21 protein-coding genes, 1 pseudogene and 1 other annotated feature are annotated in these 23,491 nt (G+C 39.5%); of the genes and pseudogenes, 13 read left to right on the forward strand and 9 right to left on the reverse strand.

From position 1 onward, the window contains the following. Positions 1 to 39: 39 nt before the first annotated feature. A protein-coding gene (locus L650_RS0121620) for an IS3 family transposase (RefSeq protein WP_223230517.1) occupies positions 40 to 1,259 on the reverse strand; the annotation gives its coding sequence in 2 pieces (ribosomal slippage) (positions 40 to 971 and positions 971 to 1,259; 1,221 coding nt in all). Continuing rightward, positions 865 to 981: a sequence feature (AL1L pseudoknot), on the reverse strand. It overlaps the preceding gene by 117 nt. A 20-nt stretch (positions 1,260 to 1,279) precedes the next feature. On the opposite strand from L650_RS0121620, the gene L650_RS0121630 reads away from it, so the two are divergent. The 3 genes from L650_RS0121630 to L650_RS0121640 all read left to right on the forward strand — a co-directional run bounded on the left by L650_RS0121630 (position 1,280) and on the right by L650_RS0121640 (position 3,762). Next, a complete protein-coding gene (locus tag L650_RS0121630) occupies positions 1,280 to 2,080 on the forward strand; it encodes a hypothetical protein (RefSeq protein WP_085065549.1) in 801 nt (266 codons plus the stop codon). 4 nt (positions 2,081 to 2,084) lie between these two features. Then, entirely contained in the window at positions 2,085 to 2,771 is a 687-nt protein-coding gene (locus L650_RS0121635) for a GTPase family protein (protein WP_085065550.1), read from the forward strand. Between the two features lie 208 nt (positions 2,772 to 2,979). Further along, positions 2,980 to 3,762 carry a BRO family protein gene (locus L650_RS0121640; RefSeq protein ID WP_029774369.1) on the forward strand — a complete coding sequence of 261 codons (783 nt, stop codon included), beginning with the start codon at positions 2,980 to 2,982 and terminating at the stop codon, positions 3,760 to 3,762. A gap of 686 nt (positions 3,763 to 4,448) precedes the next feature. Here the strand turns inward: L650_RS0121640 and L650_RS0121645 are convergent. Together L650_RS0121645 and L650_RS0121650 are read right to left on the reverse strand one after the other, a co-directional pair. Further along, positions 4,449 to 5,051: a hypothetical protein gene (locus tag L650_RS0121645; protein WP_029774370.1), complete on the reverse strand. Its 603-nt coding sequence runs from the start codon at positions 5,049 to 5,051 to the stop codon at positions 4,449 to 4,451. A 401-nt stretch (positions 5,052 to 5,452) separates the two neighbouring features. After that, positions 5,453 to 6,154 carry a metal-dependent hydrolase gene (locus L650_RS0121650; RefSeq protein WP_029774371.1) on the reverse strand — a complete coding sequence of 234 codons (702 nt, stop codon included), beginning with the start codon at positions 6,152 to 6,154 and terminating at the stop codon, positions 5,453 to 5,455. Between the two features lie 303 nt (positions 6,155 to 6,457). Between L650_RS0121650 and L650_RS0121655 the strand changes: the two genes are divergently transcribed. The 4 genes from L650_RS0121655 to L650_RS0121670 all read left to right on the forward strand — a co-directional run bounded on the left by L650_RS0121655 (position 6,458) and on the right by L650_RS0121670 (position 12,203). Continuing rightward, on the forward strand, positions 6,458 to 7,297 hold the full coding sequence (locus L650_RS0121655; RefSeq protein ID WP_029774372.1) for an ABC transporter ATP-binding protein: 840 nt from the start codon (positions 6,458 to 6,460) through the stop codon (positions 7,295 to 7,297). After that, on the forward strand, positions 7,297 to 8,745 hold the full coding sequence (locus L650_RS0121660) for an ABC transporter permease (RefSeq protein WP_029774373.1): 1,449 nt from the start codon (positions 7,297 to 7,299) through the stop codon (positions 8,743 to 8,745). The genes L650_RS0121655 and L650_RS0121660 overlap by 1 nt, the downstream gene beginning before the upstream one ends. Further along, on the forward strand, positions 8,742 to 10,004 hold the full coding sequence (locus L650_RS0121665; protein ID WP_029774374.1) for a DUF3526 domain-containing protein: 1,263 nt from the start codon (positions 8,742 to 8,744) through the stop codon (positions 10,002 to 10,004). The genes L650_RS0121660 and L650_RS0121665 overlap by 4 nt, the downstream gene beginning before the upstream one ends. Before the next feature lie 90 nt (positions 10,005 to 10,094). Further along, positions 10,095 to 12,203, forward strand: coding sequence for a TonB-dependent siderophore receptor (locus L650_RS0121670; RefSeq protein WP_029774375.1), 2,109 nt, complete (start codon positions 10,095 to 10,097; stop codon positions 12,201 to 12,203). Positions 12,204 to 12,257: 54 nt separating this feature from the next. Here the strand turns inward: L650_RS0121670 and L650_RS0121675 are convergent, their stop codons facing one another. From L650_RS0121675 to msrA, 3 genes are all read right to left on the reverse strand, one after another. Continuing rightward, the gene (locus L650_RS0121675; RefSeq protein ID WP_029774376.1) at positions 12,258 to 13,007 is read right to left on the reverse strand and encodes a substrate-binding periplasmic protein; all 750 of its coding nucleotides are present in this window, start codon (positions 13,005 to 13,007) and stop codon (positions 12,258 to 12,260) included. Positions 13,008 to 13,144: 137 nt separating this feature from the next. Further along, positions 13,145 to 14,059 carry a 2OG-Fe(II) oxygenase family protein gene (locus L650_RS0121680; protein WP_029774377.1) on the reverse strand — a complete coding sequence of 305 codons (915 nt, stop codon included), beginning with the start codon at positions 14,057 to 14,059 and terminating at the stop codon, positions 13,145 to 13,147. Positions 14,060 to 14,260: 201 nt separating this feature from the next. Next, positions 14,261 to 14,860: a peptide-methionine (S)-S-oxide reductase MsrA gene (msrA, locus tag L650_RS0121685; RefSeq protein ID WP_029774378.1), complete on the reverse strand. Its 600-nt coding sequence runs from the start codon at positions 14,858 to 14,860 to the stop codon at positions 14,261 to 14,263. A gap of 250 nt (positions 14,861 to 15,110) precedes the next feature. On the opposite strand from msrA, the gene L650_RS0121690 reads away from it, so the two are divergent. After that, the gene (locus tag L650_RS0121690) at positions 15,111 to 15,305 is read left to right on the forward strand and encodes a CPXCG motif-containing cysteine-rich protein (protein ID WP_004586615.1); all 195 of its coding nucleotides are present in this window, start codon (positions 15,111 to 15,113) and stop codon (positions 15,303 to 15,305) included. Between the two features lie 61 nt (positions 15,306 to 15,366). On the opposite strand, the gene L650_RS0121695 is transcribed toward L650_RS0121690, so the two are convergent. After that, positions 15,367 to 15,570, reverse strand: coding sequence for a hypothetical protein (locus tag L650_RS0121695; RefSeq protein WP_004586614.1), 204 nt, complete (start codon positions 15,568 to 15,570; stop codon positions 15,367 to 15,369). Positions 15,571 to 15,669: 99 nt separating this feature from the next. On the opposite strand from L650_RS0121695, the gene L650_RS0121700 reads away from it, so the two are divergent. After that, on the forward strand, positions 15,670 to 16,152 hold the full coding sequence (locus L650_RS0121700; RefSeq protein ID WP_029774379.1) for a GNAT family N-acetyltransferase: 483 nt from the start codon (positions 15,670 to 15,672) through the stop codon (positions 16,150 to 16,152). 172 nt (positions 16,153 to 16,324) lie between these two features. Continuing rightward, a complete protein-coding gene (locus tag L650_RS0121705; protein WP_223230619.1) occupies positions 16,325 to 17,011 on the forward strand; it encodes a MarC family protein in 687 nt (228 codons plus the stop codon). A 224-nt stretch (positions 17,012 to 17,235) separates the two neighbouring features. Here L650_RS0121705 and L650_RS0121710 read toward each other — a convergent pair whose 3' ends face one another. Further along, a complete protein-coding gene (locus L650_RS0121710) occupies positions 17,236 to 18,372 on the reverse strand; it encodes an MFS transporter (protein WP_029774381.1) in 1,137 nt (378 codons plus the stop codon). A 203-nt stretch (positions 18,373 to 18,575) separates the two neighbouring features. Next, positions 18,576 to 19,787 (reverse strand): annotated as a pseudogene (locus tag L650_RS0121715) (porin). A 637-nt stretch (positions 19,788 to 20,424) separates the two neighbouring features. Here L650_RS0121715 and L650_RS0121730 point away from each other — a divergent pair. The 3 genes from L650_RS0121730 to L650_RS0121740 form a co-directional block, all read left to right on the forward strand. After that, positions 20,425 to 22,014, forward strand: a complete 1,590-nt coding sequence (locus L650_RS0121730; RefSeq protein ID WP_083901794.1) for an ABC-F family ATPase — start codon at positions 20,425 to 20,427, stop codon at positions 22,012 to 22,014. A gap of 150 nt (positions 22,015 to 22,164) precedes the next feature. Then, positions 22,165 to 22,647, forward strand: coding sequence for a 5-(carboxyamino)imidazole ribonucleotide mutase (gene purE / locus L650_RS0121735; RefSeq protein ID WP_024033606.1), 483 nt, complete (start codon positions 22,165 to 22,167; stop codon positions 22,645 to 22,647). 2 nt (positions 22,648 to 22,649) lie between these two features. After that, a partial coding sequence (locus L650_RS0121740; RefSeq protein WP_029774382.1) for an ATP-grasp domain-containing protein occupies positions 22,650 to 23,491 on the forward strand: 842 nt, incomplete at its 3' end.

The raw sequence follows: 23,491 nt of genomic DNA on the forward strand, positions 1-23,491 counted from the left end.
TGAATCGCCCCGAGTTCATCGGAGACCAGTTTGTTTAAGTCAGGCCACTTTACCTGACTCGTTTAAATTATCATAGTAGTCTGTTTCATATTGAGCTGGTGAAATATACCCAATTGAAGATAATAAGCGTTGATTATTAAACCAATTGACCCACTCTAACGTTGCGTATTCAACAGCATCAACATTCTTCCACGGGCCATTTCTGCGAATAATCTCTGTTTTAAATAATCCATTTATTGTTTCAGCCAATGCATTGTCATAAGAGTCACCCACACTGCCTACAGACGCTTGAATTCCAGCTTCAGCAAGTCGCTCAGTGTATCGTATAGACAAATATTGGCTGCCTCTGTCGCTGTGGTGAATTAACCCTTCGGGGTTGCCACGATGCCAAATAGCTTGCTCTAACGCATCAAGAATAAGCTCTGTGTGCATTGTCGTTGATACACGCCAACCTACAATGTATCGTGAAAAAACATCTATCACGAAAGCGACATAAACAAACCCACTCCATGTGGCAACATAGGTGATGTCAGCTACCCAAAGTTGATTTGGCTGCTCAGCAGTAAATTGACGATTAACTAAATCAAGTGGCTTATCTTGTTGCTCGTCAGGTATCGTTGTCTTATGTGCTTTACCCCGACGAACACCTTGAATTCCCATAACTCGCATCAATCGTTCGACTGTACAGCGGGCGACTTGATGGTCGTCAAGCTGTAGCTGCTTCCATATTTTTCTTGCACCATAAACTGACATATTATCCTCCCACACTTCGCGAATGAGTATTATCAGCTCAGCATCACGCTTTTTGCGGTTAGACAGTCGCTCAGGCTCTCTTTGTATCTGTTTATGAGAATAATACGTTGATGGTGCAATCGGCAATTCCTTGCAAATTGACTCGACACCGTAATGCTCTCTGCAAGCATCAATAAAATCCACTATTACTTCTGTTTGCGGTCGAGCTCCGCTTGGGCGAAAAAAGCGGCAGCTTGCCTCAGGATATCATTCGTTCGCTTGAGCTCTTTATTCTCGCGCTCTAAGACGGCAAGGCGTTCTTCAGTTGATTGCGTATTAGAAGAGGGTTTAGACGGTTGAGCTTGAGATTTCTTGACCCATGCTCTAAGTGTTTCTGGGGTACATCCCAGTTTATCTGAAATCGATACTAGCGCAGCCCAAAGAGAAGGGTATTCATGCTGTTGTGTGGTAACAAGCCTAATTGCACGTTCACGAAATTCTGATGTATAGCGATTTGATTTTTTCATAGTTCCAGTTTCTCAAGTTATTGAGTCTCTGGCAAACACGGGGCGATTCAAAATATGAATTAGATAATCTAATTTTATGGGATAGTCCTGGATTGGGGGATGGAAAAGAGAAAGATATAAAACATTCAAAAGCGATCATTTCAAAGCTTAATGAATTGGATTCAGATAACAAGCCACTAATTGATTTAGTTTTAGTTATTTTAGATGGTGGAAGTCGGGATCTAGGTACATCTTATGAATTAATAAATTCGGTAATTATTCCTAATATTGGTGAAAATGCAAAAGATAGAGTTTTAATTGCTATCAATCAGGCCGATGTAGCAATGAAAGGCAGATATTGGAATTTTGTAAGTAATAAGCCTGAACCTAAGCTCGTCGATTTTTTAAATGATAAAGTTAAATCTGTGAAAAATAGGGTTAAAGAAGCAACAGGAATAAATATCGAGCCTATTTATTATTCAGCAGGTTTTAAAGATAGTGATGCAGAACAAAAACCTTACAATTTATCTAAGCTACTTTATTTTATTGTTAAAAATACACCTATAGATAAACGATTGGCTTATGTGAATGCTACTTCGGATGAGAAAGAAATGTGGCAAGATAGCGATGAAATCAAGGATTATACGGCTGAACTTCATAAGTCATTTGTAGAAACTATTGTAGAAACATCTAAGGCAGGCGGAGAAATAGGTAAAGAGCTTGGTAATATACTGGGTATGGGAAAAACGGGTGAAGCTATTGGTAAAGTTGCTGGAGCCGCGGTTGGAGCTGTAAAATCTTTAGTCAGCAGTGTTGGCTCTATTATCAAAGATCTATGGTAATTGAATGTATAAAAATTATAGAGAAACAGATTTCATTACAGGCTTAAATATTATTGGGATCAATCCATTAGATATTATGGTTACAGGAGTTACAGGAGCTGGAAAATCTACAACATTAAACAGTATATTTCAAAAGGATATTGCTAAGGTTGGAAAAGGTGTAGATCCTGAAACAATGACTTTAACGAGTTATATGCTCAATGATTATTTCCGACTGTGGGATACTCCTGGTTTGGGGGATGGAATCGAAAAGGATCGTGAACATTCTAAAAAAATAGTTGAGTTGCTCTACAAAGATTATTCTATGAGCGATAACAAGCATGGCTTTATAGATATGGTTCTAGTGATCATAGAAGGCTCAAATAGAGATATGGGAACAAACTATAAACTATTAAATGAAATAATTGTCCCAAATTTCCAAAAAGAAAGAATTGTTGTAGCTGTAAATCAGGCTGATATGGCAATGAAAGGTAGATACTGGGATTATACCAATAATGAGCCAATGGAGAAACTAAAGGATTTCTTAGAGTCTCAGACTATTTCTATTCAAAATCGAGTAAAGGAAGCTACTGGAGTTAGTATCATTAAGCCTATCTATTACTCAGCAGAATATGGGTATAATATTGATGTCCTCCTAGATTTACTTGTTGATAATATGCCAAACAAAAAAAGAAATTTAGTTTTAAAGTAAAAGCATACATGCAAGTCGTTTAATAGGTATAATTTTTTAGTTTGTGTATCGGTAAGTTTAGACTTATTAGTAAAAAAGCTAAAACTGTATACTTGTACTTTATCATCGGAGTTGTTTGATGAGTACGGTATTATCGTTAAGGATAGTTCCTAGTTTCACTTAGCTTTGTGCGGATGAAATTTTAATAAATTATGGAGTAAATATTAAGGTGGAAAGTAACTTAGTAAAAATATGCTATGAAGGAGAAACTGGATCATCTGATATCAGGACATGCCAGTACGAAGATATTCTTCACGTGTCACTTAAAGATGTATTAATTACTCTTAACAAAGAAAATAGAGAGCTAGATGAAAAGCATATATCTAAATCAATGGCAGGAATAATAAAAAATCAACTTAGTTCATTAGATACTGATGAATATATTATGATTCCAGCCATAAATCCCACTTTCACAGAAGAAAAAGAAATTTTTGTAACTCAACCCGGATTATTTCGTGTTCTATCAAGTGACAAAAGCAAAGCAGGTAAAAGATTTCAAAAATGGCTATATCATGAAGTAATACCTTCTTTAACTAAACATGGTTGTTATCCACCGCCATTAATTCCTAAAGGTTCAGCTTTATCGCAAATGGCCGAAATATTGGCTCAAAATTCAAGGGCTCTAGCTAATGCGATTGTTCGTCAAGACAAATTGGAAACCGAAGTTGAAGATGTAAAATCTAAACTTGGAAGTATAGACGATCGCCTTGCATCAATTGAAGTTGGTGATAAAGATTTAAAACATATTATTACTGTGAAAGAAAGGCTTGAGTTTTTAAATATTACAGTATCAAAGAGTAAAGAGTTTGAGATTGTTGTTTGGTGCGAAAATATAAACTTTAAATATTCAGAACCAAGAATTGCATGTCCTTCAGGTGAAAGAACTAGAGCACGTTACTCGGTTAATATAATAGATGAAGCTATCGAGTTAGTTATTCAAGCTGGGAATTGAAGCTTATGAATAGTGAGCAGAGACATCAATACATATATTGGCTAAAAGCTTTTAATAAAGGCTATTTTTAACCCTCTAAAAGCGAAGCGCCTCATAGCCTCTTTGTGGATTAGTCTTAAAAAATAAGATGGCTGACACTTCAAACATAAAATATCGGCGAATTAGAAAGGCAAGGGGTCAAATCTTAACTTCACACATCAAAACTTAAATTAGTCAAAATTGCTTTGATATAAGCTATTTATAGCCTCTAAAAGCGAAGCGTCTTATAACCTCTCTGTGAATTAGCCTTTAGATTACGAAAAGGGTATTAACTTGAAATACGAACGTATTAAATTTAACTGGGAGAGTTTTATTTGTTTAATTAGATTTGACAAGTTGCTACGTTACAAGGAACGTTTAGTTAAGGCTCTAGCATTGCTAATTACCTTATTATCATTTTATTCAAATGCAGAAACTAAGGGCCAACGGGGTCAAATCTTGACTTCATACATTAAAATATGAATTGGTTAAAACCTTTTGACATAAGCTATTTATAACCTCTTTGTGAATTAGCTATAAATAATTGAGGCGTCTAGCTCTTTAAATCTAAACACTTTAAACGTAAAACATCGGCGAATTAGCACTCTAATACACGCCGATGTTTATAACTTATCTAAATAAGCAAATTACTTATAAGGTATTAAGCCTTAGTCTTGCTTACGGTTAAGACCAAATAAGCAGATTGCTAGAAGTAACGTTGCAATCATGCCTGATGCACCAGCAACGCCTGATGGTAGTATTCCATCACGCCCAGCAATAATTAATACTGCATTTGCAAGCATTGCAACCGCGCCTGCTAGGGCTGTAAGGCCGCCAATGACTTTGCCACCTTTAGCTAAGTAAGACAGGCCAAAAACAACAGCTGCTAATCCTAATAATAATTTAGCTGCGTAGTAAATCATGAATGATAAAGACACCACGCCACCAATTAAAGGTTGTGCGCCTTCTACTGCGCCCGCCACTTTGCCAAATGTTGAAAACAACGTTAGGCCAATGCTTACCTGTACTATGTTTAATATTGCGCTAAATGTGATAGCCGACCAACCTAGTTGAGCGTTTTTAGCTTGCACCATAGTGGTACTTGCAAAGGCTACAAGCACAGTAAACAGCACAGCTTCTAGTCCCCATGCATACTGCCTTGAAAAGTTAATTTCAGCACTGTAAAGGGCAGTAAAAATAGCCTGGGTTATCGCCAACGCTAACAATAACGATGCTGTAATTAGGGTGGTGCGTTTATGTGTAAATTCCATTATGTACCTCTTATAATTTTATATTTGACGCTTTAAAAGTTGTAGTCGCTTTGCATACATCAAACAGATGAAAGTATTGCTGCTATAAGACAGGTAAAGCGGAGTAATTATTTCACTAAAACCAATAAAAATAATAATTAATATCAAATAGGCTAAAACTTGTGCTTTTAATGAAACTTAAATTGGCAAAGCCGCATTGAGATAAGATGTTAAGCTCTTAAAAGAGATTCGCATCTAATCCTTTTGTGAATTAACCTTTAAATTAAATATTGGAGTTACTTCGACTAACTAAAGCGGCTGTTTATTCGAGAGGAAATTAAAACAATCGCTTAATAAAGCATTTATACCCATAAACAATGTTTATGGGTATTTTGTGTGGCTAAGCTTATAAATGTTATTTATTAAGATAAAAGCCTAAAATGTGACCAATCACTTAATGCGGTAATAGTTTGCTCTGTAGGCGGGGCTACATAGATTAAACCTGCAATGGCAATTATTGATGCCAAGGTAATTAATTTATTGTCGAAGTCGGCTATTTTTAACGCGGTGCCAAAGGAGCGTTTAATAGTGACATTGCTTAAATCTACACTGTAAATTTCATCGAGTAATAAATGAATTAACCCGCCGATTAAAATAAACCCTCCTGTTAACCAGGCAAAGGTGGCTGCTTGTGTGGTTGTTTGCTCGTTTAGTTGCCACGTTACTTGCGTTGTTAACAGCGCGCATAACAGTAAAAATAATAACGAGTGGCAACTGCCTCTGTGCACAGTGATCCATTCAAAAATAGGCCTAATAATGTATTTCATAAACCCGTACACCAATAACGGCACTACGATTAGCTCTATAAAACTAATTTCGATTATTAGCTCGGTGGTTATGTAATGCAGCACCAGTAATACAGCGCTCAGTGCGAATAAGTTAAAAATAGTATTGAGCGAGGTTGAGTTATCTGAGTCTATGTCGGGTAATAAGCCGCCAATTGAGCCTAAAAACCATAACCAAAGTGCGCCGTTTAAATCAATATGGCCTGCAGTTAATAAAGTGGCCGAGCCAAAACCTGTGATGATGACTGCAGTATTAAGATGAGTATTGAAATTTGCCATTGTATCTCTTGATAGAAAAATAGGTTGGCATTTTAGCAATTGAAAAGTTCATTGTTCAATTTACTTTAAAGGTAAGGCGTAAATAACTTAAGTACTTAATATTAAACGCTGCGTTTAAATGATTTTAGCTTAAATGGTTATGGGTTTTTGTAATAGACAAAACCCGTTGGATATATCAACGTAGGTAACACTATTAAAACTCCTGCATCATTTGTTAATTATTAATATGTTATAGTGTTGCAATATGTATTTGATATAGTATAACATTCAACGCATTCTAATTTCCCTTAATAGAGTTTGAATGTGAGTACACCTACAGCTGTTAATCAAACATCACCGAAAGAATCTTCACGTGCAGAACAAACACGTAATGAAGACCTAAATACAACTCAAGCCGCTACTCAAGCTGCTACTCAAGCAGTTAAAAGCGAAGCCATTATTGAAGTGGAATCGTTAAGTTTTAGCATTAAAAACAACGCTATTTTAAAAAACTTAAACTTTAGCGTAGGCTCGGGCGAAATTTACGCGTTACTTGGCGGTAACGGCGCGGGTAAATCAACCACGTTAAAAACTTTGCTTGGGTTTAATAAACCCACTCAAGGCTCTGTAAAAGTAGCGGGCAAAGAGGTAACACAGGCACTTGATTTTGTACGCGGTAAAACGGCGTATTTGCCAGAGTCGGCCACGTTATATCCGCATTTAACTGCCCGCGAAAACGTGGCGTATTTTTTATCGCTTGCTGATATTAAAAAAACCGATGAGCAAATTAATGCTGCGTTTAACCGTGTAGCGCTACAACAAGCTGCATGGGAGCGTCCTATGCAAACGTATTCTAAAGGCATGAGGCAAAAAACCGCGATTGCACTGGCTATTTTACGCCAAGCCCCAATATTTTTACTCGATGAGCCTACATCGGGCCTTGACCCTGTTGCTATTGATGAGTTTAACCAGTTAGTGCGTGAGCTTGCATTAACCGGCGCCACTATTTTAATGGTAACGCACGATGTATACGGCGCATGCCAAGTTGCAAACCGAATTGGTTTATTAAGAGCGGGCGAGCTGGTGGGCGAATTTGACGCGCCAGAAAACGGCCGAATTGATACCGAGCAAGTTCATGCCGCGTTTGCACAAAGAGGCGCGTAATGAGCAAAAATAACTTTTCAAAAATGGTGATAGTTGCCAAAGATGAGTGGCGCTATTGGCTTCGCTCAAAACTGGCGATGACCGTTTTAGCCATAGGTTTATTACTTACGCTTTCATCTGTGGTGGTGACTGCCATTACAATGCACGAACTTAGCCACACTCGTAATGAATTACAAAGCAATGCAGAGCAAAGCTTTGCTGAGCAGCCCGATCGCCACCCACACAGAATGGTGCATTACGGGCATTACGCTTTTAGAACACCAACCCCTCTGAGCACCCTAGATCCGGGGATTGATGCCTACACAGGTAACTCAATATTTTTAGAAGGGCATAGGCAAAATAGTGCAATGTTTGCCGAGCAGCGCCAAGGCACAGCTTTAACAAAACTTGGCAGCTTAACGCCAGCTTTTATAGTGCAAACATTAGCGCCGTTACTGCTTATTTTAATTGGTTACAGCTCTATTAGTCGTGAGCGCGAATCGCAAACGCTGTCGTATTTATTGGCGCAAGGCACCAAAGGCAGTACGCTTATTGCGGGTAAAGGGCTGGCGCTTTTGTGTGTTGTTGGGTTAATTATTGCGCCATTAGCGGTGTCGGCGTTATTTACGCTTAGCGCGGGTGAAAGCCTTTTAGCCGTTGTTAGTTTTATTGTGGGCTATGCATTGTATTTAAGCGTGTGGGTGTTAGTTGTTTTATTAGCATCGAGCGTGTTTAGTAAAAATAGTGGTAGCTTTACAGCGCTTGCGTTTGTGTGGATTTTACTTTGCATTGTTATGCCGCGCGTAGCAAGTACAAGTGCCTCTACGGCTGTGCCATCGGCCGGTAAAATAGAAACCGACTTTGAAGTAAAAGCTGAGCTTAGAAAACTAGGTGATGGCCATAACACCAACGACCCCGCCTTTAAGCAATTTAAACAATCTCTGCTTAAAAAATACAACGTAAACAGCATTGATGAGCTACCAGTAAACTTTAGAGGGTTAGTGGCCAGTGAATCAGAGGTTAAACAAACTAAGGTATTAAACCAGTTTGCCGAGCAGCGCATGCAAAGTGAGCTTAAACAAACGCAGGTATCGCGTTACTTTGGTTGGGTATCGCCTATGGTGGCTATTCGCTCGCTGTCGATGATTGTAGTGGGCACCAGCATAGAAACCCATCATCGCTTTTTACGCGAAACCGAACAGCTGCGCTTTGATTTTGTGCAAGGGCTTAACAAAGTACACATTGAAAAGCTTGATTACCAAGTTGATATGAACCGTAACGCCAATACCGAGGCTACTAAAAAAGCGCGCGTAGGATCAGAGAACTGGCAAATACTGCAAAACTTTACCTTTGATGTAGATAGCGCTGATGTTCGCGCGCAAAGAAGTGTACCCGCTTTTTTACAGTTAATACTATGGATTGTAGTACTTGTAGGCGGTATTAAATTGGTAGGAAAACGTTTGATATGAGTTATTTAATTACACAACTTACACGAGAATGGGGCTTTTTACTCCGTCAAAAGTACCTTGTGGTATTGCTGTTATGTAGCTTTGTTTTATCGGGCTTTGCAATATACAGCGGGCTTAGCGAAGTAAGTGCGCAGCAGCAAACAATAGAGCGTTTAAAAGCTGCAGATCAAAGCGATCGCGCTAAAGTGCAGCAAAAGCAAGACGATCCGGGCATGCTGGCTTATTACAGTTTTCATTTAACGTATTCTCAGCCATCTAACCTTGCTTTTGCAGCATTAGGGGAACGCGATATATTCCCGTGGAAACACCGTATTAATTTATTGGCCATAGAGGGGCAAATTTACGAAAGCGATGCACAAAATGCCGAATTGGCACAAGCCGGTAAAATTGATTTTGTATTTGTAATTAGCGCCTTAGCACCACTGGTTATTATTTTGCTATTTCATGACTTATTTGCAAATGAGCGCACCAGCGGCAGGCACGACTTACTTGTTACTACGGCTAAATCGTACTTTGCTTTGTGGGGCGCACGTATAACGGTAAGGTTTTTAGCAGTAATAGTGTGTTTAATGCTGCCATTTTTTATAGGTGCATTTATAGCTGGGGCAAGCGCGTTTGAAATTGCGTATGTATCGCTACTTTGTATTGCATACCTTGCATTTTGGACTGCGCTGAGTGTGTGGTGGGGCAAAAACGCGACTAGTGCGCCGCGCGTAGCCTCTGGCCTAATTGGTTTATGGGTATTATTTGCTTTTATTATTCCTATTTTAGGCGACCTTGCTATAAACAAGTCGGTGCATTCGCCTAAGGGTGGCGACATTATGCTTACTCAGCGTGAGGCGGTAAATGATGCCTGGGATTTACCAAAATTTGCCACTATGCAGCCTTTTATTAAAGAGTACCCAGCACTTGCGCCATACATTGCTATGAGCAGTGAGTTTGAGTGGAAATGGTATTACGCATTTCAGCAAATGGGCGATTTAAAAGCAGCGCCGCTCTCTAAAGCATACCGAGACGCAGCCGCTAAAAAATATGACTTAGCAGGCGTTGTGTCGTGGTTTTCGCCACCGCTGTTATTGCAGCGCAGCTTAACGCGAGCCGCCCAAACCGACTCAGTAGCGGCGTATGCATACGAGCAGCAAATTCGTGATTATCATCAGCAATTACGTGAGTTTTATTACCCTTGGTTATTTTATAAGGGTAACCCGCCTAAATCAGTTCTCAATAACATGCCACGCTTTGAGGCTATAGCAAAGTAATCCTTACTAGGTGCACTAAACGCCGTTTTTTAGCGCACCTAGTAACAACACCATAATTATAAAATACTTACATTACTAACAAGGTTCACAATGAAAACCAACACAACAGGGCTTAAGCTCACCTATTTAAGTGCGTGCCTAGTAAGCTTATTTAGCAGCCACGCTTTAGCTGCTGATCAAAACCAGCAAACACACAGTGCTAACACAAACATTGAAAGGCTGTCTGTGGTTGCTACGCGCCAAGCTTACCAAGGTAACTTTAGCCAACTAGAAACTCCACAATCAGAGCTTAAAATTGATTTAGAAGCGCTTGAAAATGCAGGTGCAGTAAGCCTTGACCAAGCGCTTGATTTATCGGCCTCTGTTGCACGGCAAAATAACTTTGGAGGGCTTTGGAATAGTTTTTCGTTACGTGGCTTTGTTGGCGATGAAAACCTACCCAGTAACTACTTAGTAAATGGTTTTAATGCTGGGCGCGGTTTTGGTGGCTCGCGTGATTTGTCGGGTATTGAGTCGGTTGAGGTTTTAAAAGGCCCGCGTGCGGCTTTATTTGGCCGTGGTGAGCCAGGTGGTACAGTAAACTTAGTTACTAAACGCCCAACGTTTGATACGCAAAGTGAAATTAAGCTCTCGGTAGGGAGTTTTGATACTTACCGCGCCGATGTAGATTACACCACGGCGCTTAACGATGACGTTGCAATTAGAGTGGTTGGTTTTTACGAAGACGCCGAGAGCTTTAGAGACACCATAGAAACCACTAAACACGGCTTTAGCCCGTCAATAGTGTGGAATATTAACGACAGTAGCCAACTTGTTTACGAGCTTGAATACAGCGAGCAAGAAGTACCGTTTGATAGAGGCGTATTAGCCATAGATGGCGAGCTTGGGCTTATACCACAAAGTCGCTTTTTAGGTGAGCCGGGCGATGGCCCAATTGAAGCCGATGTACTAGGGCATCAGTTAGAGTACATTCATGACTTTGATGATAACTGGAGCATTTTATTTGGTGCAAACTACCGTGATACCTCTATGGAAGGCTTTGCAACCGAAACCGGGTTTGGCGGCGTAGTTGATGGCGAAGTAAACCGCTTTAGGCGCTACCGCGATTTTGATGCTCAATACCATGTATTGCGTGCAGAGCTAAGCGGCAGCCTTGAGCTTGGCGGTTTTAAGCACCGTTTAATTATGGGTGTTGACGCTGATAAATTTGAAAACGATCAATTTATTTTGCGTGTACGGGGCGATCAATACATTAATGTATTTAACCCTGTATACGGCGCGTATGAATTACCAACGCCTACATCTAATACCGACCGCGTAGAGATTCAAGAGTCACTAGGGGTATTTATTCAAGACCAAATAAGCGTTACCGATAAGTTAGATATTCGTATTGGTGCCCGTTTTGATGATTACGAGCAGCGCTTAAATAACCGTTTAGCAGGCACTAATACTAAACAAACGCAGTCGCGCGTGAGCCCGCAGTTTGGTGTGGTGTATGAAGCCGGTGATTATGTATCTGTTTATGCAGCCTATGGCGAAAACTTTCGCCCGCTTTCGGGCACTGATACCAATGGCGATGGTTTTGAGCCAAACCAATCTACCTCTGCTGAGCTAGGTGTAAAATTTACACTTAACGATGGCTCGTTATTTGGTACCGTTGCCGTATTTAAAGTAGATCAAGACAACATGCTAGTAGTAGATGACCCAACAGCGTTTACCTACGCAGCCATTGGTGAAGCGCAAAGTAAGGGAATAGAAATAGACCTAACGGGTGAGCTTAGCGATAGTTTAGAAATTTGGGCGTCGTATGCGTATGTAGATGCCCAAATAGAAAACTCATTTTTTGATGCTAACTTTGGCTACACAGTAGAGGCCGGCGAGTCACTTTTAAATGTACCAGAGCATCAACTTAGCTTGCAGCTTGTTAAATCGGGCGAGTTATATGGCAATGCAATTAAATTTGGTGGCGGGCTATTATTTGTAGACGAACGCAATGGCTATTTTGGTACCGACTTTAAACTACCCAGTTATACAACCGCGCGTGTATTTGTAAATTACGATGTAACAGACGCGATTGGTGTTACGGCTGAGGTAAATAACCTGTTTGATGAAACGTATTACACAAACTCGTTTGCCGATGCATGGGTACAACCTGGTAAACCACGTAACGTTAAATTTTCTGCCTCTTATAAGTTTTAATTGGTATTTTGCGCTGTAAACGTAAAAAGGTCGCTTAGTTAAAGCGACCTTTTTTTATTTGGCGTGTTTGTATTTTTTTAATATTTTAGAGTACTCGCCTGAATTTTTTAACTTTTGCAGCTGAATATTAAAGTCATCACGTAATTTTTTTGATTTAAATAAATAGCCACTAGGGCTTTTACCAAACAGCGCAAAGTGATCTACAGGTTGTGTGCTATCAATACCTTTAAGGGTTGAGCGATAGTAATCAAAACTTTGTTTATCCATTTGAATGACATTAGCCTTGTTTGAAAAAAGCATTTTAACTTGAAGAGATTGGTCGTGCACTTCGTAATATTGTGTATTGGCTTTTGCCATTTTTGCATATTCTTCACCTAAATGTATGCCGGCGCTGGGCCACGAGATTAAGCTGTAATGTGTTAAATCTGAGATTTTAGTAAAGTTAAAATGCTTGCTCCTTAGGGCTATCGCAACGTTTTCGTATTCATAGGCTTCATTTGAAATATAACCGCTTAGGAGATTACCGTTTTCTGTGCTTAAGTTTATGTCGGCTAGTATGTCGAGCTTTCCATCTATATACTCTTTAGCGCGGCGAGTATAAGGGTAATAGCGTGGCTCTATTTGATAACCTAAAGGCGTTAATGCGGCTTTAATAATATCGAGGGTTAGCCCGCTGTTGGTATGTGACATTACAAAAGGTGGTAGGGTTTCGCCAAAACCTACAACTAATTTTTGTTTAGTAGGCGATGCACAGGCAAAAGAGGATACAAGCAGTGTAGTTATTATAAAAAAGTTTAACTTCATTAGGCTGTTTAAATTAACTTAGCATACTAAAAAGATAGTAACTAAGTGGTTATGTAACAAGTAAATAGCCCATTAAAGTATGATTAAATACCTTTAATGGGCAAGTATTAGGCAAAAAAGGTTAAACTTGGCACCGTTTAAAAAGGTGCGTAGCCGTCTGGCGTTGTTTTTGGCGTAGTCCAACGCTCTTTTGCGTCAATATCTGTACGTTTAGAACCCGGCGCTGGTATACGGCCATTATCGCCAAAAAGCCATAACACTAGGTTTGTTCTGTCGCCACTGGTTATAGGTTTTGCCGCGTGTGGTACATTGCCTTTGTGGATCATGGCGGTGCCTGGTTTAAAGCTAAGTTGCACAACTTTTTCGTTTACTTGGTCGTAAAAATCAAGCTCTGATCCGCTAAATTCTTCGCCAGGTAAGTTTAAATTAATATTTAATGTTACTGATGATGCATCGGTATGCGGACGAATAGACGCATCTGTACTTGGGTCGTAATAAATAGAAAAACCAAACGTTTGCGTATCGTAACCTATGATTTCAGGAAACAATAAACGTGAAATAGGGCGCATGTATGTATTTAATACTTGGTTATAAAATGCCTGAAAACTAGGAGCAGCTAAATAGCCCTCTGAGCGTTTGTCGAGCATGGCGCCGCGGCGGTTTAATACAATACCGTACGGTGGACGCATAGGAATGTTAGCATTCCATACTTTTTCTAGGTAACCACGTAAAACTGCTAGGCGCTCAGGATCAAAAAATTGAAACTGATAAACATCAGTCGCTACTTCTTCTAGTAGTGATTTTACTAAATGCTCTTTTGATGGATCTTGCCATGCAGCATTAACGGCTTCACGTAAGTTTTTATCTAGTAATGAATCGTCAAGGGTAAAGGTGGCTGTATCTACTTCGGTTTCTTCCCACTCTTTCCAGGCTTGTGTAAGTAGTTGGTCGTTGTTGTACCAAAAATGCTGTACAGAGTGCTCACGATTTAACATGGCTTCTCTTGAAGGTAACGCTAGAGCACGAGCAAGTTGTAATTGGGTGGCAGACATAATGTGTAACTCCAGTTGTTGAATTAGGTTTTATCAATTTAGGAGTGCAATTTATTATATTTATAAAGTTAGATAAATAAGCTGTTTTAGGAAACAGTATCAAAATAATCTTTATAATTAGGGGCGGAATGAATAGAATTAGCAGATAGCTGTAATGGGGATGGGTTTGTGTAAACCCATCAATTGTTCTAACAATAGTTTTTAATGTGTGACTCTATCGCCCCAAATTTCTTCTAGGCGGTTATCGCGTCCGCAGCGCCAGCGGTAGGTATTGTAGCGTATGGGGTTATTTTTATAATAATCCTGATGGTAGCTTTCTTTACCTTTAATTGGGTAAAAAGTGCTGGCATTAAGTATTGGCGTGACCACTGTTTGATTTGGAAACTCTGCTATTACGGCTTGTTTGGTTTGCTCTGCTATTTTGCGCTCTTGCTCGTTAGCGACAAATATGGCGCTTAAATAACTAGGGCCTTTATCGCAAAATTGGCCTTTGGCATCAAAGGGATCAATATTTACCCAAAAATGATCAAGTATGCCTTTGTAGCTTACTACATCAGGGTCGTAAGTAATTTGTACTGCTTCATAATGGCCTTGATGGTTACCATTGTAGGTCGGGTTTTTAATTTTACCGCCGGTAAAACCCGATATAACATCTTTTACGCCTTTTAGCTTTTCAAAGTCGCTTTCCATACACCAAAAACATCCACCGGCTAAAACTGCTTTATCGGTTTTGGCTGCATGTGAAAAGGTGCTAAACAACATTGCGGCAGATGTTAATGCAAGCGTAAGTGATTTTTTCATATAATAATCTACCTCTAGTATGAGTTTAAATACATATTCTTAATAGTTAGACCCTTTAACTGTAAAACCTATTTCATTGTTTTTAGTAGGCTAACGTGAATAGCGGAAAAAGTAATATACGTAATGGTTTTTAATTAAGGTCATACGTACATTGGGCAACCTCTGTAGCACAATGTTGTATTATCAGAGTGTGTTTATTAAAGTGTGTTTATTAAAGTGAAAGCATTGAGATAAAAGTAGCAGGTGTTAAATGAACCAGTTAACCGAAAAATCGATAAGTTGCCCGTATTGCGGCGAAAGTATAGAAGTATTATTAGACGCGGCAGATATTGGTGAGCAATACATAGAAGACTGCCAAGTATGTTGTAAGCCTATTTCGTTTGTTGTTTTTGAAGATGAAGACGAGTTAAAAGTAAATGTATACAGTGAAGACGATACATTTTAATCCTTCGTTACTCTATATATAGTTGGCTGCACAGTGGCNCACTTCCGTTTATACACGGGCGCTAGCTATTATTTTGCTCTCGGGCTAATTGGTTTGGTAACAGCTCTTCTACTATTTCGCGTGCGGGGAGTGTATAACGTGTGCCGTCAAACATTACCGAGGTAAACTCGTTTATATTAGTAATGCCTGTTAGGGTCCAGCCCTCACCACGTTTAGGGCAGTATACTGTTGTGGTAGGTTGAATTACTTTAAAATCGTCGCTCATTATTGCTCTCAATATTGGCTATAAAGATAATGCTTGTGAATACGCTATGGTAAGTTAATAATGCTTAACCATAAAGCGCTATTTTAACTCCTGTATAAAATGTTTAAAACAACTCAGCTTGAACGCGTTACATTGCGTTTAATTACCCATAAGCATGCCCCACAGTTATTTTCTATTTTGAATCACCCGCAAGTGAGCGAATTTAACGACTATCAAACCCCATTAAGTAAATGCCAAATTAAGCAATTAATACAAGACGATATTACCGCCTATTACGAAGGCGAAGTGATAAGAGTGGCTATTGAACATAATATAAATGGCAAACTCATGGGCACCTGTGGGCTTTATAATTTATCGCCTTGTAAAAGTAGGGCGTTTATAGGGTTTGAGCTTGATCCTATGTATTGGGATAAGGGCATTATGTTTGAGGTAATTACCGGCTTTGTTAAAACACTTAAACAGGCTATACCGCTTAATTACTTAGCGGCGCAGGTAAGTGCACATAATGCGCGTTCGCATAACTTATTAGTTAAATTAGGCTTTAGCTTGGGTGAGCATTCTATTTGGTATAAACACGTTTAGTACCGCATCAGTAATGTATTAGTGCTGCATTTACATAATACACGTTAGTAAATTTCATCATAAGAGGAACAAATGCAATATAAAAAATAGCCAATTTGGCTTTTAGTTAAGCGTAAGCAAATGAATTTGTTACCCGAGTTTTTAAAACGTGTTCGCTTAACAAGGATTTTATATGCTAGAAAAACTATCTCAAGATGCCCTCGTTATTTGGGCCACTATTGACCCAATAGGGACTATGGCGCTTTTTGCTGCGCTCACTTCTCATTTAACTGTTCAACAACGTCGTAAAACTGCGTTTAAAACTGTGCTATATGCAGGCGCTGTGTTACTTGGCTCTATTTTAATAGGGCAGCTTATTTTAAATGCGATGGGTATACGGCTGGTATCGTTTCAGTTAGGGGGCGGGATAATTTTATTTTTGTTTGGCTTACAAATGATATTTGGCAATGATTCAAATAAAGCAAAACAAGACCCAGGGCACGATATTGCAGTGTTTCCGCTTGCTATACCTGCTACTGCCACACCAGGGGCTATTTTAGCCGTTATATTACTTACCGATAATCACATTCATCCAATTACAACCCAAATAGGCACAGCGTTAATTACACTGGCAGTGTTGGGTGTAACCTTAATTTTGTTGTTGCTGTCGGGCAAAATTATAAAGCTTATTGGTATTGGCGGGGCGTCTATTTTAACGCGTGTGATGGGGATGATACTGGCTGCTTTTTCTGTAGAGCTGATAATGACTGCACTTGAAGTTAAGCAGTGGGTAACGCTAGGGCCCTGTTCAACCTTAAGGTTTGTTATAAAAAAAGGTGTGTACTGTATTTATATACAGTACACACCTTTTTGCTTATAATCGCTTTAATTAATACTTGTTTGCTAAGGCTAAAAAACTGACTTTACAATGCAATTAACTAAAGCAACAACCATTGCTGGTGGCTTTATAGTAAAAGAACACATCATACTAAATTGTTATTAAGTGCTTAACTTAGCTAAAGAGTGAAGGAGAATAAAAGTAGCCAATAAATAGGGGATAATTGGCTACTTAATTTGATAATTTTACCGGTTATTGATTGCTACTTAGTGCGCTTTAGGTTTTACAAGAAGGGCGATAGCTACAACAGCGCTTAAAATACTGCATATTATAAATACGTTATGTTCACCCCCAGGTATGTACTCCATAAACGAGGTAAAAAACTGACCAGAGAACACCGCCATTGTAAAATACGATAAGTTACGTCCGCGTACATTTTCTGGGCTTAGCTCTACGGTCATGTGGTTTAAAAGAGGAATGCTAAAACCAAAGCCAATACCAATTAATAGCGCGCCTAATACTAATATCAATGTACTTGATTGTATAAAGCAAAGGTATGATAAACCAAAGGCAAAAAATGCGATTGCTAATACATTTTTCTCACTAAGGCGTTTAGTTGCTTTAGGCATAAATCCCGCTGTAAATACTGCAATTAACGATATAAAAGCCAATAGTTGGCCTATTTCAGACTCATTAAAATTTAGTGCGTGCAAGGTAATAGGTAAAAGCACGGTAGAGGTAAAAAATATGGTCATAGCTAGGGTTGATACTATATAAACCCCTTTAAGCGTTAATGCGTTTGAATGGCTCTTTTTTATTTGTTGAGTTTGCTCTGTGTTTTGGGCGTTTAATTGCTGCTTACGGGGGACAAACATGAGCAACATAGCTAAAAATAGCCAAGCAATTAAATACAAAGCAAGGGGGAATCCCCAATACATTGACGCTAAAACACCGCCTAAAAATAAAAATATAACGCCACCTAGCTCTATCGCCATACCTTGTTTGGCAATCATATTCAGTCGGGCTTCGCCGTTGTACCACGTTGAAATTAATACGGTGCAACTTGCCATCACTATTGCTGTAATACCACCTAATGCAAAACGATTAATAAATACTAAGGTTGGGCCATGTAAAAAGTAAGCACATGCACCCACTAATCCGTATAAAAATAAACCTATTATAATTAAAGGGTATGCGCCGTACTTGTCTATTAATCTTCCGGCTAGGGGGGCAAACACCACCGCACCTAAAGAAGGTAAAGTAATTAATAATACGCTGTTGCTTTGTATGCCTAAGCCATCAGCAATGGTAACTAAACCCGGCGCTAACAGGGTGCCAACCATTATGGTTAAGCTGGCAATACATAGTAGAGTAAAATTACCGGCGGTTTGGAGTGAACTCATTTTCTCTCCATTAATTAACGGGTGAATTTGTAAGCATGTTTACAGGCATTAATAATACGCAGCGCACACAGCTTTTATAAAGTGTTATAACAAATAATAGCCATTGTTAACGCATTCAAACATTTAAATTTTTTCATCATTTAACGTTTAAAATAAAAAAGCCCAGCATATAGCTGGGCTTTGTGTGTTGTTATGGTGGGAAATTAAAACTTGTATCTAAAACCAAATGCAATCCCGTCGTCTTCTGACGCTTCCATTTGCGATTGCTGGTCTTTGTCATCACTTTCAAAGTCGCTAAAATCTTTACGGGCTTCAGCGTAGGCAATGGTGTTTTCGTCAATTAAGTAATGAACACCAATCACAGCAAACTGACGTTTGAATACATCATTAGGATCGGTATTAAAGTTAGGTTGAATAACGTAATCGTCACCGGCATCTAAAATGTTATAAGCCACAAAAGGGCGCACATCGTTATCAAAACGGTACGACATAAAGGTTTCTACACCAATAGAGTCTTTAATTAAGCGCCCTAGGTTATCGGTATCGTGGTTTTCGCTTTTATTTATGTTAGCGGCAACGTATAAACCTGGTTTTTCAATGCTGCCCCACATTACACCCGCACCAAAAATTAAGTCTTCAACGGTTTGTGTTGTGCCATCGCCATACGTTACATCAAATTCACCACGGTTTACGCCTGCTGTTAACGTTAACATGTCGGTTGCGTTATAAGTTACAGAACCACCAAAGGTGTAGTTAAACTCTACTTCTTGAGCTGCGCTGTCGCCATCATTCCACAGGGCTTCACACGCTTCTTCAGAAATATCATCAACATCACAGGTATAAAATTCGCTGTTTTTAAGTTGCGCTTGAACTGCAAAGCTAAAGTCGTTGTAGCTATTACGGTATTGAATTAATTTATCACCACGGCCAGTACCATTTACAGCACCGTCGTCTTTGTTGTATGTGTAAACACCCGCAGCATTACCATCCCATACAAAGCTGTTATTGGTGCCATAAACTACGTCTTACCACGCACCCCATTGTTTACCAATGGTAATTTGCCCGTACTTTTCGTGCGAAAGGCCAGCATAACCTAAACGGTTATATAAAAACTCATCTTGAATAGATTCAAAGCGGTTGTTGTAAATAATATCGCTACTACCAACAGGGTTTACACCCCATTCAACAAGCGCCAGTGCCGACCAGTCTTTTTTAAGTTGGCGAGTAAAGCCAAAGTTTATACGTGATGTACCATTTACCACTTCGGTTTGATTTTGCGTATTAATAACGCGCACATCAAGGTAACCACCTACTTTAATAGTGTTCTTTTCATCCTTATAGAGCTCTACTGCTGAAGCAGCTGGCGCGACTACTATGCTTGTTCCTAATAGTAGGGTTACAAAGTTTTTAATCATTTGTGATGCCTTGTGTGTATTAACTTTAAAAAGTGACATTAAATTTAGAAGGCATGAAGACTAACAAAGCCCTTATGGGCTCAAAAGTGAAAAATAATCAATGAAATTAACACCAAAAATGAATAAATATTCACTGGAGGTTAATGGTGTTTTTTATCTGTTAAAGGATAGGCTTTTTTTGATTATAAACTACGTAAATAGTGCTGAAAATAGCGCAAGTAAGTGGGTTTTAAAATGAGTTTTTTTCATGTTGGATAAAAATAAAACGCTAGTGCAAAAACTCTAAAAAGCATTTTATATCATAAATATATACCCAGTTATCTGTTTTTTAAAATGCTTTGCGATAAACAATCGACTTATTAAGTTAAACGGGTTTATTAATGAAAATTTAAACCCTGATATGGCGCACAAATCGCGCTATTATTTTTAGCTAAGCGCATTTTTTTAGTTGAATAAGCATTCACTGGCTTAATCGCGTTTTTAGGCACTATTTGTTAGGCATTAATTTACGCCTTTAATGAGTGGAATAGGGCATAGTTCATACGCTTTCAACCTTAAACTTTCATAGAAAAAAAGCTGTATTTAGTTTAAACTGCGCGCAATTTAAATACATCATGTCCCCTTGGAGGGTAGCGCTATTATTAGTACAGCTAACATCACCATGCAATTTGGTGCTAAACCGTTATTTGAAAACATATCTGCAAAGTTTGGCGAAGGAAACCGTTATGGTTTAATTGGTGCAAACGGTTGTGGTAAATCTACATTTATGAAAATCCTAAGTGGCGAACTAGAGCCCTCTGCAGGTAACGTAAGTACAGATCCAAATGAACGTGTGGCTAAACTAAACCAAGACCAGTTTGCTTACGAAGAATACTCTGTAATTGATACTGTGATCATGGGCCATAAAGAATTATGGGATATTAAACAAGAGCGCGATCGCATTTACTCATTACCAGAGATGAGTGAAGAAGACGGCATGAAAGTAGCCGATTTAGAAACTGAATTTGCCGAAATGGACGGCTATTCAGCTGAGTCTAAAGCGGGTGAGCTTTTATTAGGGGTAGGTATTTCGACAGAGCAGCATTACGGCCCTATGTCTGAAATAGCACCAGGTTTTAAACTACGTGTGTTACTTGCGCAAGTGCTGTTTTCTGACCCTGATATTATGCTACTTGATGAGCCAACCAATAACTTGGACATTTACACCATTAAATGGTTAGAAGATGTGCTTAATCAACGCGACTGCACCATGATCATCATCTCGCATGACCGTCACTTTTTAAACTCAGTATGTACGCACATGGCTGATATTGATTACGGCGAGCTTCGTATTTACCCAGGTAACTACGATGAGTACATGTTTGCAGCAACACAAGCACGTGAGCGCCTATTAAGTGAAAACGCGAAAAAGAAAAGCCAAATTGCTGAACTACAACAGTTTGTATCGCGCTTTTCTGCAAACGCGTCAAAGGCTAAACAAGCAACGTCGCGTGCAAAACGTATTGATAAAATTCAGCTAGAAGAAGTAAAAGCCTCTTCTCGCCAATCGCCGTTTATTCGCTTTGAGCAAGAAAAACAGCTATTTCGTAATGCATTAGAAATGACTAACCTAAGCCAAGGTTTTGAAGACAATACGTTGTTTTCAAATTTAGAAGGTTTAGTAGAAGTAGGCGAGCGCATTGCTATTATCGGTGAAAACGGTGTAGGTAAAACAACCTTACTTAATACGCTTGCTGGGCGTTTAGCACCTAAGTCGGGCGAGTTTAAGTGGTCTGAAAATGCCAATATTGGTTACTACGCGCAAGATCATGCTGACGAGTTTGAAAAAGACATGAACTTGTTTGAGTGGATGGAGCAATGGCAACAAGAAGGCGACGACGAGCAAGTGGTTCGTGGCTTTTTAGGACGCATGTTGTTTTCGCAAAACGATATTAAAAAGTCTGTAAAGGTTATTTCAGGTGGTGAACAAGGCCGTATGTTATTTGGTAAAATTATGATGCATAAACCAAATATACTGTTAATGGATGAGCCAACAAACCACATGGATATGGAGTCTATCGAGGCGTTAAACCTTGCATTAGAAGCGTACGAAGGCACTTTACTGTTTGTATCGCACGATCGCCAGTTTGTATCATCGGTTGCTACCCGTATTTGGGAGATAAAAGACGGCCAGGTGATTGACTTTAGAGGCAACTACAGCGAATACCTAGCAAGCAAAGAAGTATAAGCACTTTGTAACTGCAACCCTTTAAAAGCCATGTTTAAACGTGGCTTTTTTTGTTTTTGTGAGTCGCAATTAAACTTGGTTTGGGTATAATACCCGCCTAAAACCGGACATAAGTCCGCTATTTTTAAAATACATTACTGAGGAGTATTTATGACTGTTGGCATTATTATGGGTTCTAAATCAGATTGGCCAACCATGGAACACGCAGCGCTCATGCTCGAAAAATTTGGTATTGAGTACGAAACAAAAGTGGTCTCTGCGCACCGCACTCCTCAACTTCTTGCAGATTATGCAAATTCAGCCGCAGATCGAGGCATAAAAGTGATTATTGCTGGCGCCGGTGGTGCTGCGCATTTACCTGGTATGGCAGCGGCATTTACATCGCTTCCTGTGCTTGGTGTTCCAGTTAAATCTAAAGCCTTAAACGGTGTAGATTCATTGTTATCTATTTGCCAAATGCCAAAAGGCGTAGCCGTGGGTACACTGGCTATTGGTGAGCCAGGCGCTGCTAACGCAGGTTTACTTGCTGCACAAATTTTAGGATGCCAAAACCCAGAAATTTTTGCAAAAATTGAAGCATTTCGTAAAGAGCAAACCGAGACTATTTTAGCTAACCCTAATCCTGCAGAGTAAAAATGAAAATTTTAATTTTAGGTGCCGGCCAACTTGCGCGAATGATGAGCCTAGCAGGCGCCCCCCTTAATTTAAATGTGGTTGCGTACGATGTAGGCAGCCAAAAAATTATGCATCCGCTAACCGGTGAAATTTACACAACCACACTTGAGCAGGCAATTAGTGATGCTGATGCGATTACCGCAGAGTTTGAGCATATCCCCGATGATGTACTTACACTGTGCTGCAACAGTAATAAATTTTACCCAGGTAAAGCTGCCATTAAAACCGGTGGCGACCGCGCATTAGAAAAAGCGCTACTAGATAAAACAAACGTAGCGTGTGCGCCGTATCAACTGATCACAGAAAAAGCGCATTTAGAATTAGCGGTTAAAACCCTAGGAAAACCGCTGGTTATTAAAACGTGCCAAGCAGGGTACGATGGTAAAGGGCAGTGGCGTTTAAAATCAGATGACCAAATAGAGCAAATTTGGTCGGAAATGGCTGATTTTATTGCCTCTGGCACACAGGATGCGCCACACAGCATTATTGCTGAAAAAATGATCCCGTTTGACCGTGAAGTCTCTATTATTGGTGCACGCGATAAGCAAGGTAATGTGGCCATTTACCCAATTACTGAAAACGAGCACACCAACGGCGTGCTTACTTTGTCGATTGCGGGTAAAAATAACACGCTGGTTGAACAGCAGGCCCATAGTGCATTTACAAAAATTGCCAACGAGCTTAATTATGTTGGCGTACTTGCCATTGAGTTTTTTGATGTAAACGGCACTTTACTGGTTAACGAAATTGCGCCGCGAGTTCATAACTCAGGGCACTGGACACAGCAAGGCTGCCATTGTTC

The sequence above is a fragment of the Pseudoalteromonas sp. TB51 genome (assembly GCF_000498055.1).
Taxonomy (GTDB): Bacteria; Pseudomonadota; Gammaproteobacteria; order Enterobacterales; family Alteromonadaceae; genus Pseudoalteromonas; species Pseudoalteromonas atlantica.

Excerpts from the sequence above, each read along its gene's own strand:
- L650_RS0121635 (WP_085065550.1), top strand. The coding sequence starts at position 2,085 with ATGTATAAAAATTATAGAGAAACAGATTTCATTACAGGCTTAAATATT.
- L650_RS0121645 (WP_029774370.1), bottom strand. The coding sequence starts at position 5,051 with ATGGAATTTACACATAAACGCACCACCCTAATTACAGCATCGTTATTG.
- L650_RS0121650 (WP_029774371.1), bottom strand. The coding sequence starts at position 6,154 with ATGGCAAATTTCAATACTCATCTTAATACTGCAGTCATCATCACAGGT.
- L650_RS0121660 (WP_029774373.1), top strand. The coding sequence starts at position 7,297 with ATGAGCAAAAATAACTTTTCAAAAATGGTGATAGTTGCCAAAGATGAG.
- L650_RS0121665 (WP_029774374.1), top strand. The coding sequence starts at position 8,742 with ATGAGTTATTTAATTACACAACTTACACGAGAATGGGGCTTTTTACTC.
- L650_RS0121670 (WP_029774375.1), top strand. The coding sequence starts at position 10,095 with ATGAAAACCAACACAACAGGGCTTAAGCTCACCTATTTAAGTGCGTGC.
- L650_RS0121675 (WP_029774376.1), bottom strand. The coding sequence starts at position 13,007 with ATGAAGTTAAACTTTTTTATAATAACTACACTGCTTGTATCCTCTTTT.
- L650_RS0121680 (WP_029774377.1), bottom strand. The coding sequence starts at position 14,059 with ATGTCTGCCACCCAATTACAACTTGCTCGTGCTCTAGCGTTACCTTCA.
- msrA (WP_029774378.1), bottom strand. The coding sequence starts at position 14,860 with ATGAAAAAATCACTTACGCTTGCATTAACATCTGCCGCAATGTTGTTT.
- L650_RS0121690 (WP_004586615.1), top strand. The coding sequence starts at position 15,111 with ATGAACCAGTTAACCGAAAAATCGATAAGTTGCCCGTATTGCGGCGAA.
- L650_RS0121695 (WP_004586614.1), bottom strand. The coding sequence starts at position 15,570 with ATGAGCGACGATTTTAAAGTAATTCAACCTACCACAACAGTATACTGC.
- L650_RS0121700 (WP_029774379.1), top strand. The coding sequence starts at position 15,670 with ATGTTTAAAACAACTCAGCTTGAACGCGTTACATTGCGTTTAATTACC.
- L650_RS0121705 (WP_223230619.1), top strand. The coding sequence starts at position 16,325 with ATGCTAGAAAAACTATCTCAAGATGCCCTCGTTATTTGGGCCACTATT.
- L650_RS0121710 (WP_029774381.1), bottom strand. The coding sequence starts at position 18,372 with ATGAGTTCACTCCAAACCGCCGGTAATTTTACTCTACTATGTATTGCC.
- purE (WP_024033606.1), top strand. The coding sequence starts at position 22,165 with ATGACTGTTGGCATTATTATGGGTTCTAAATCAGATTGGCCAACCATG.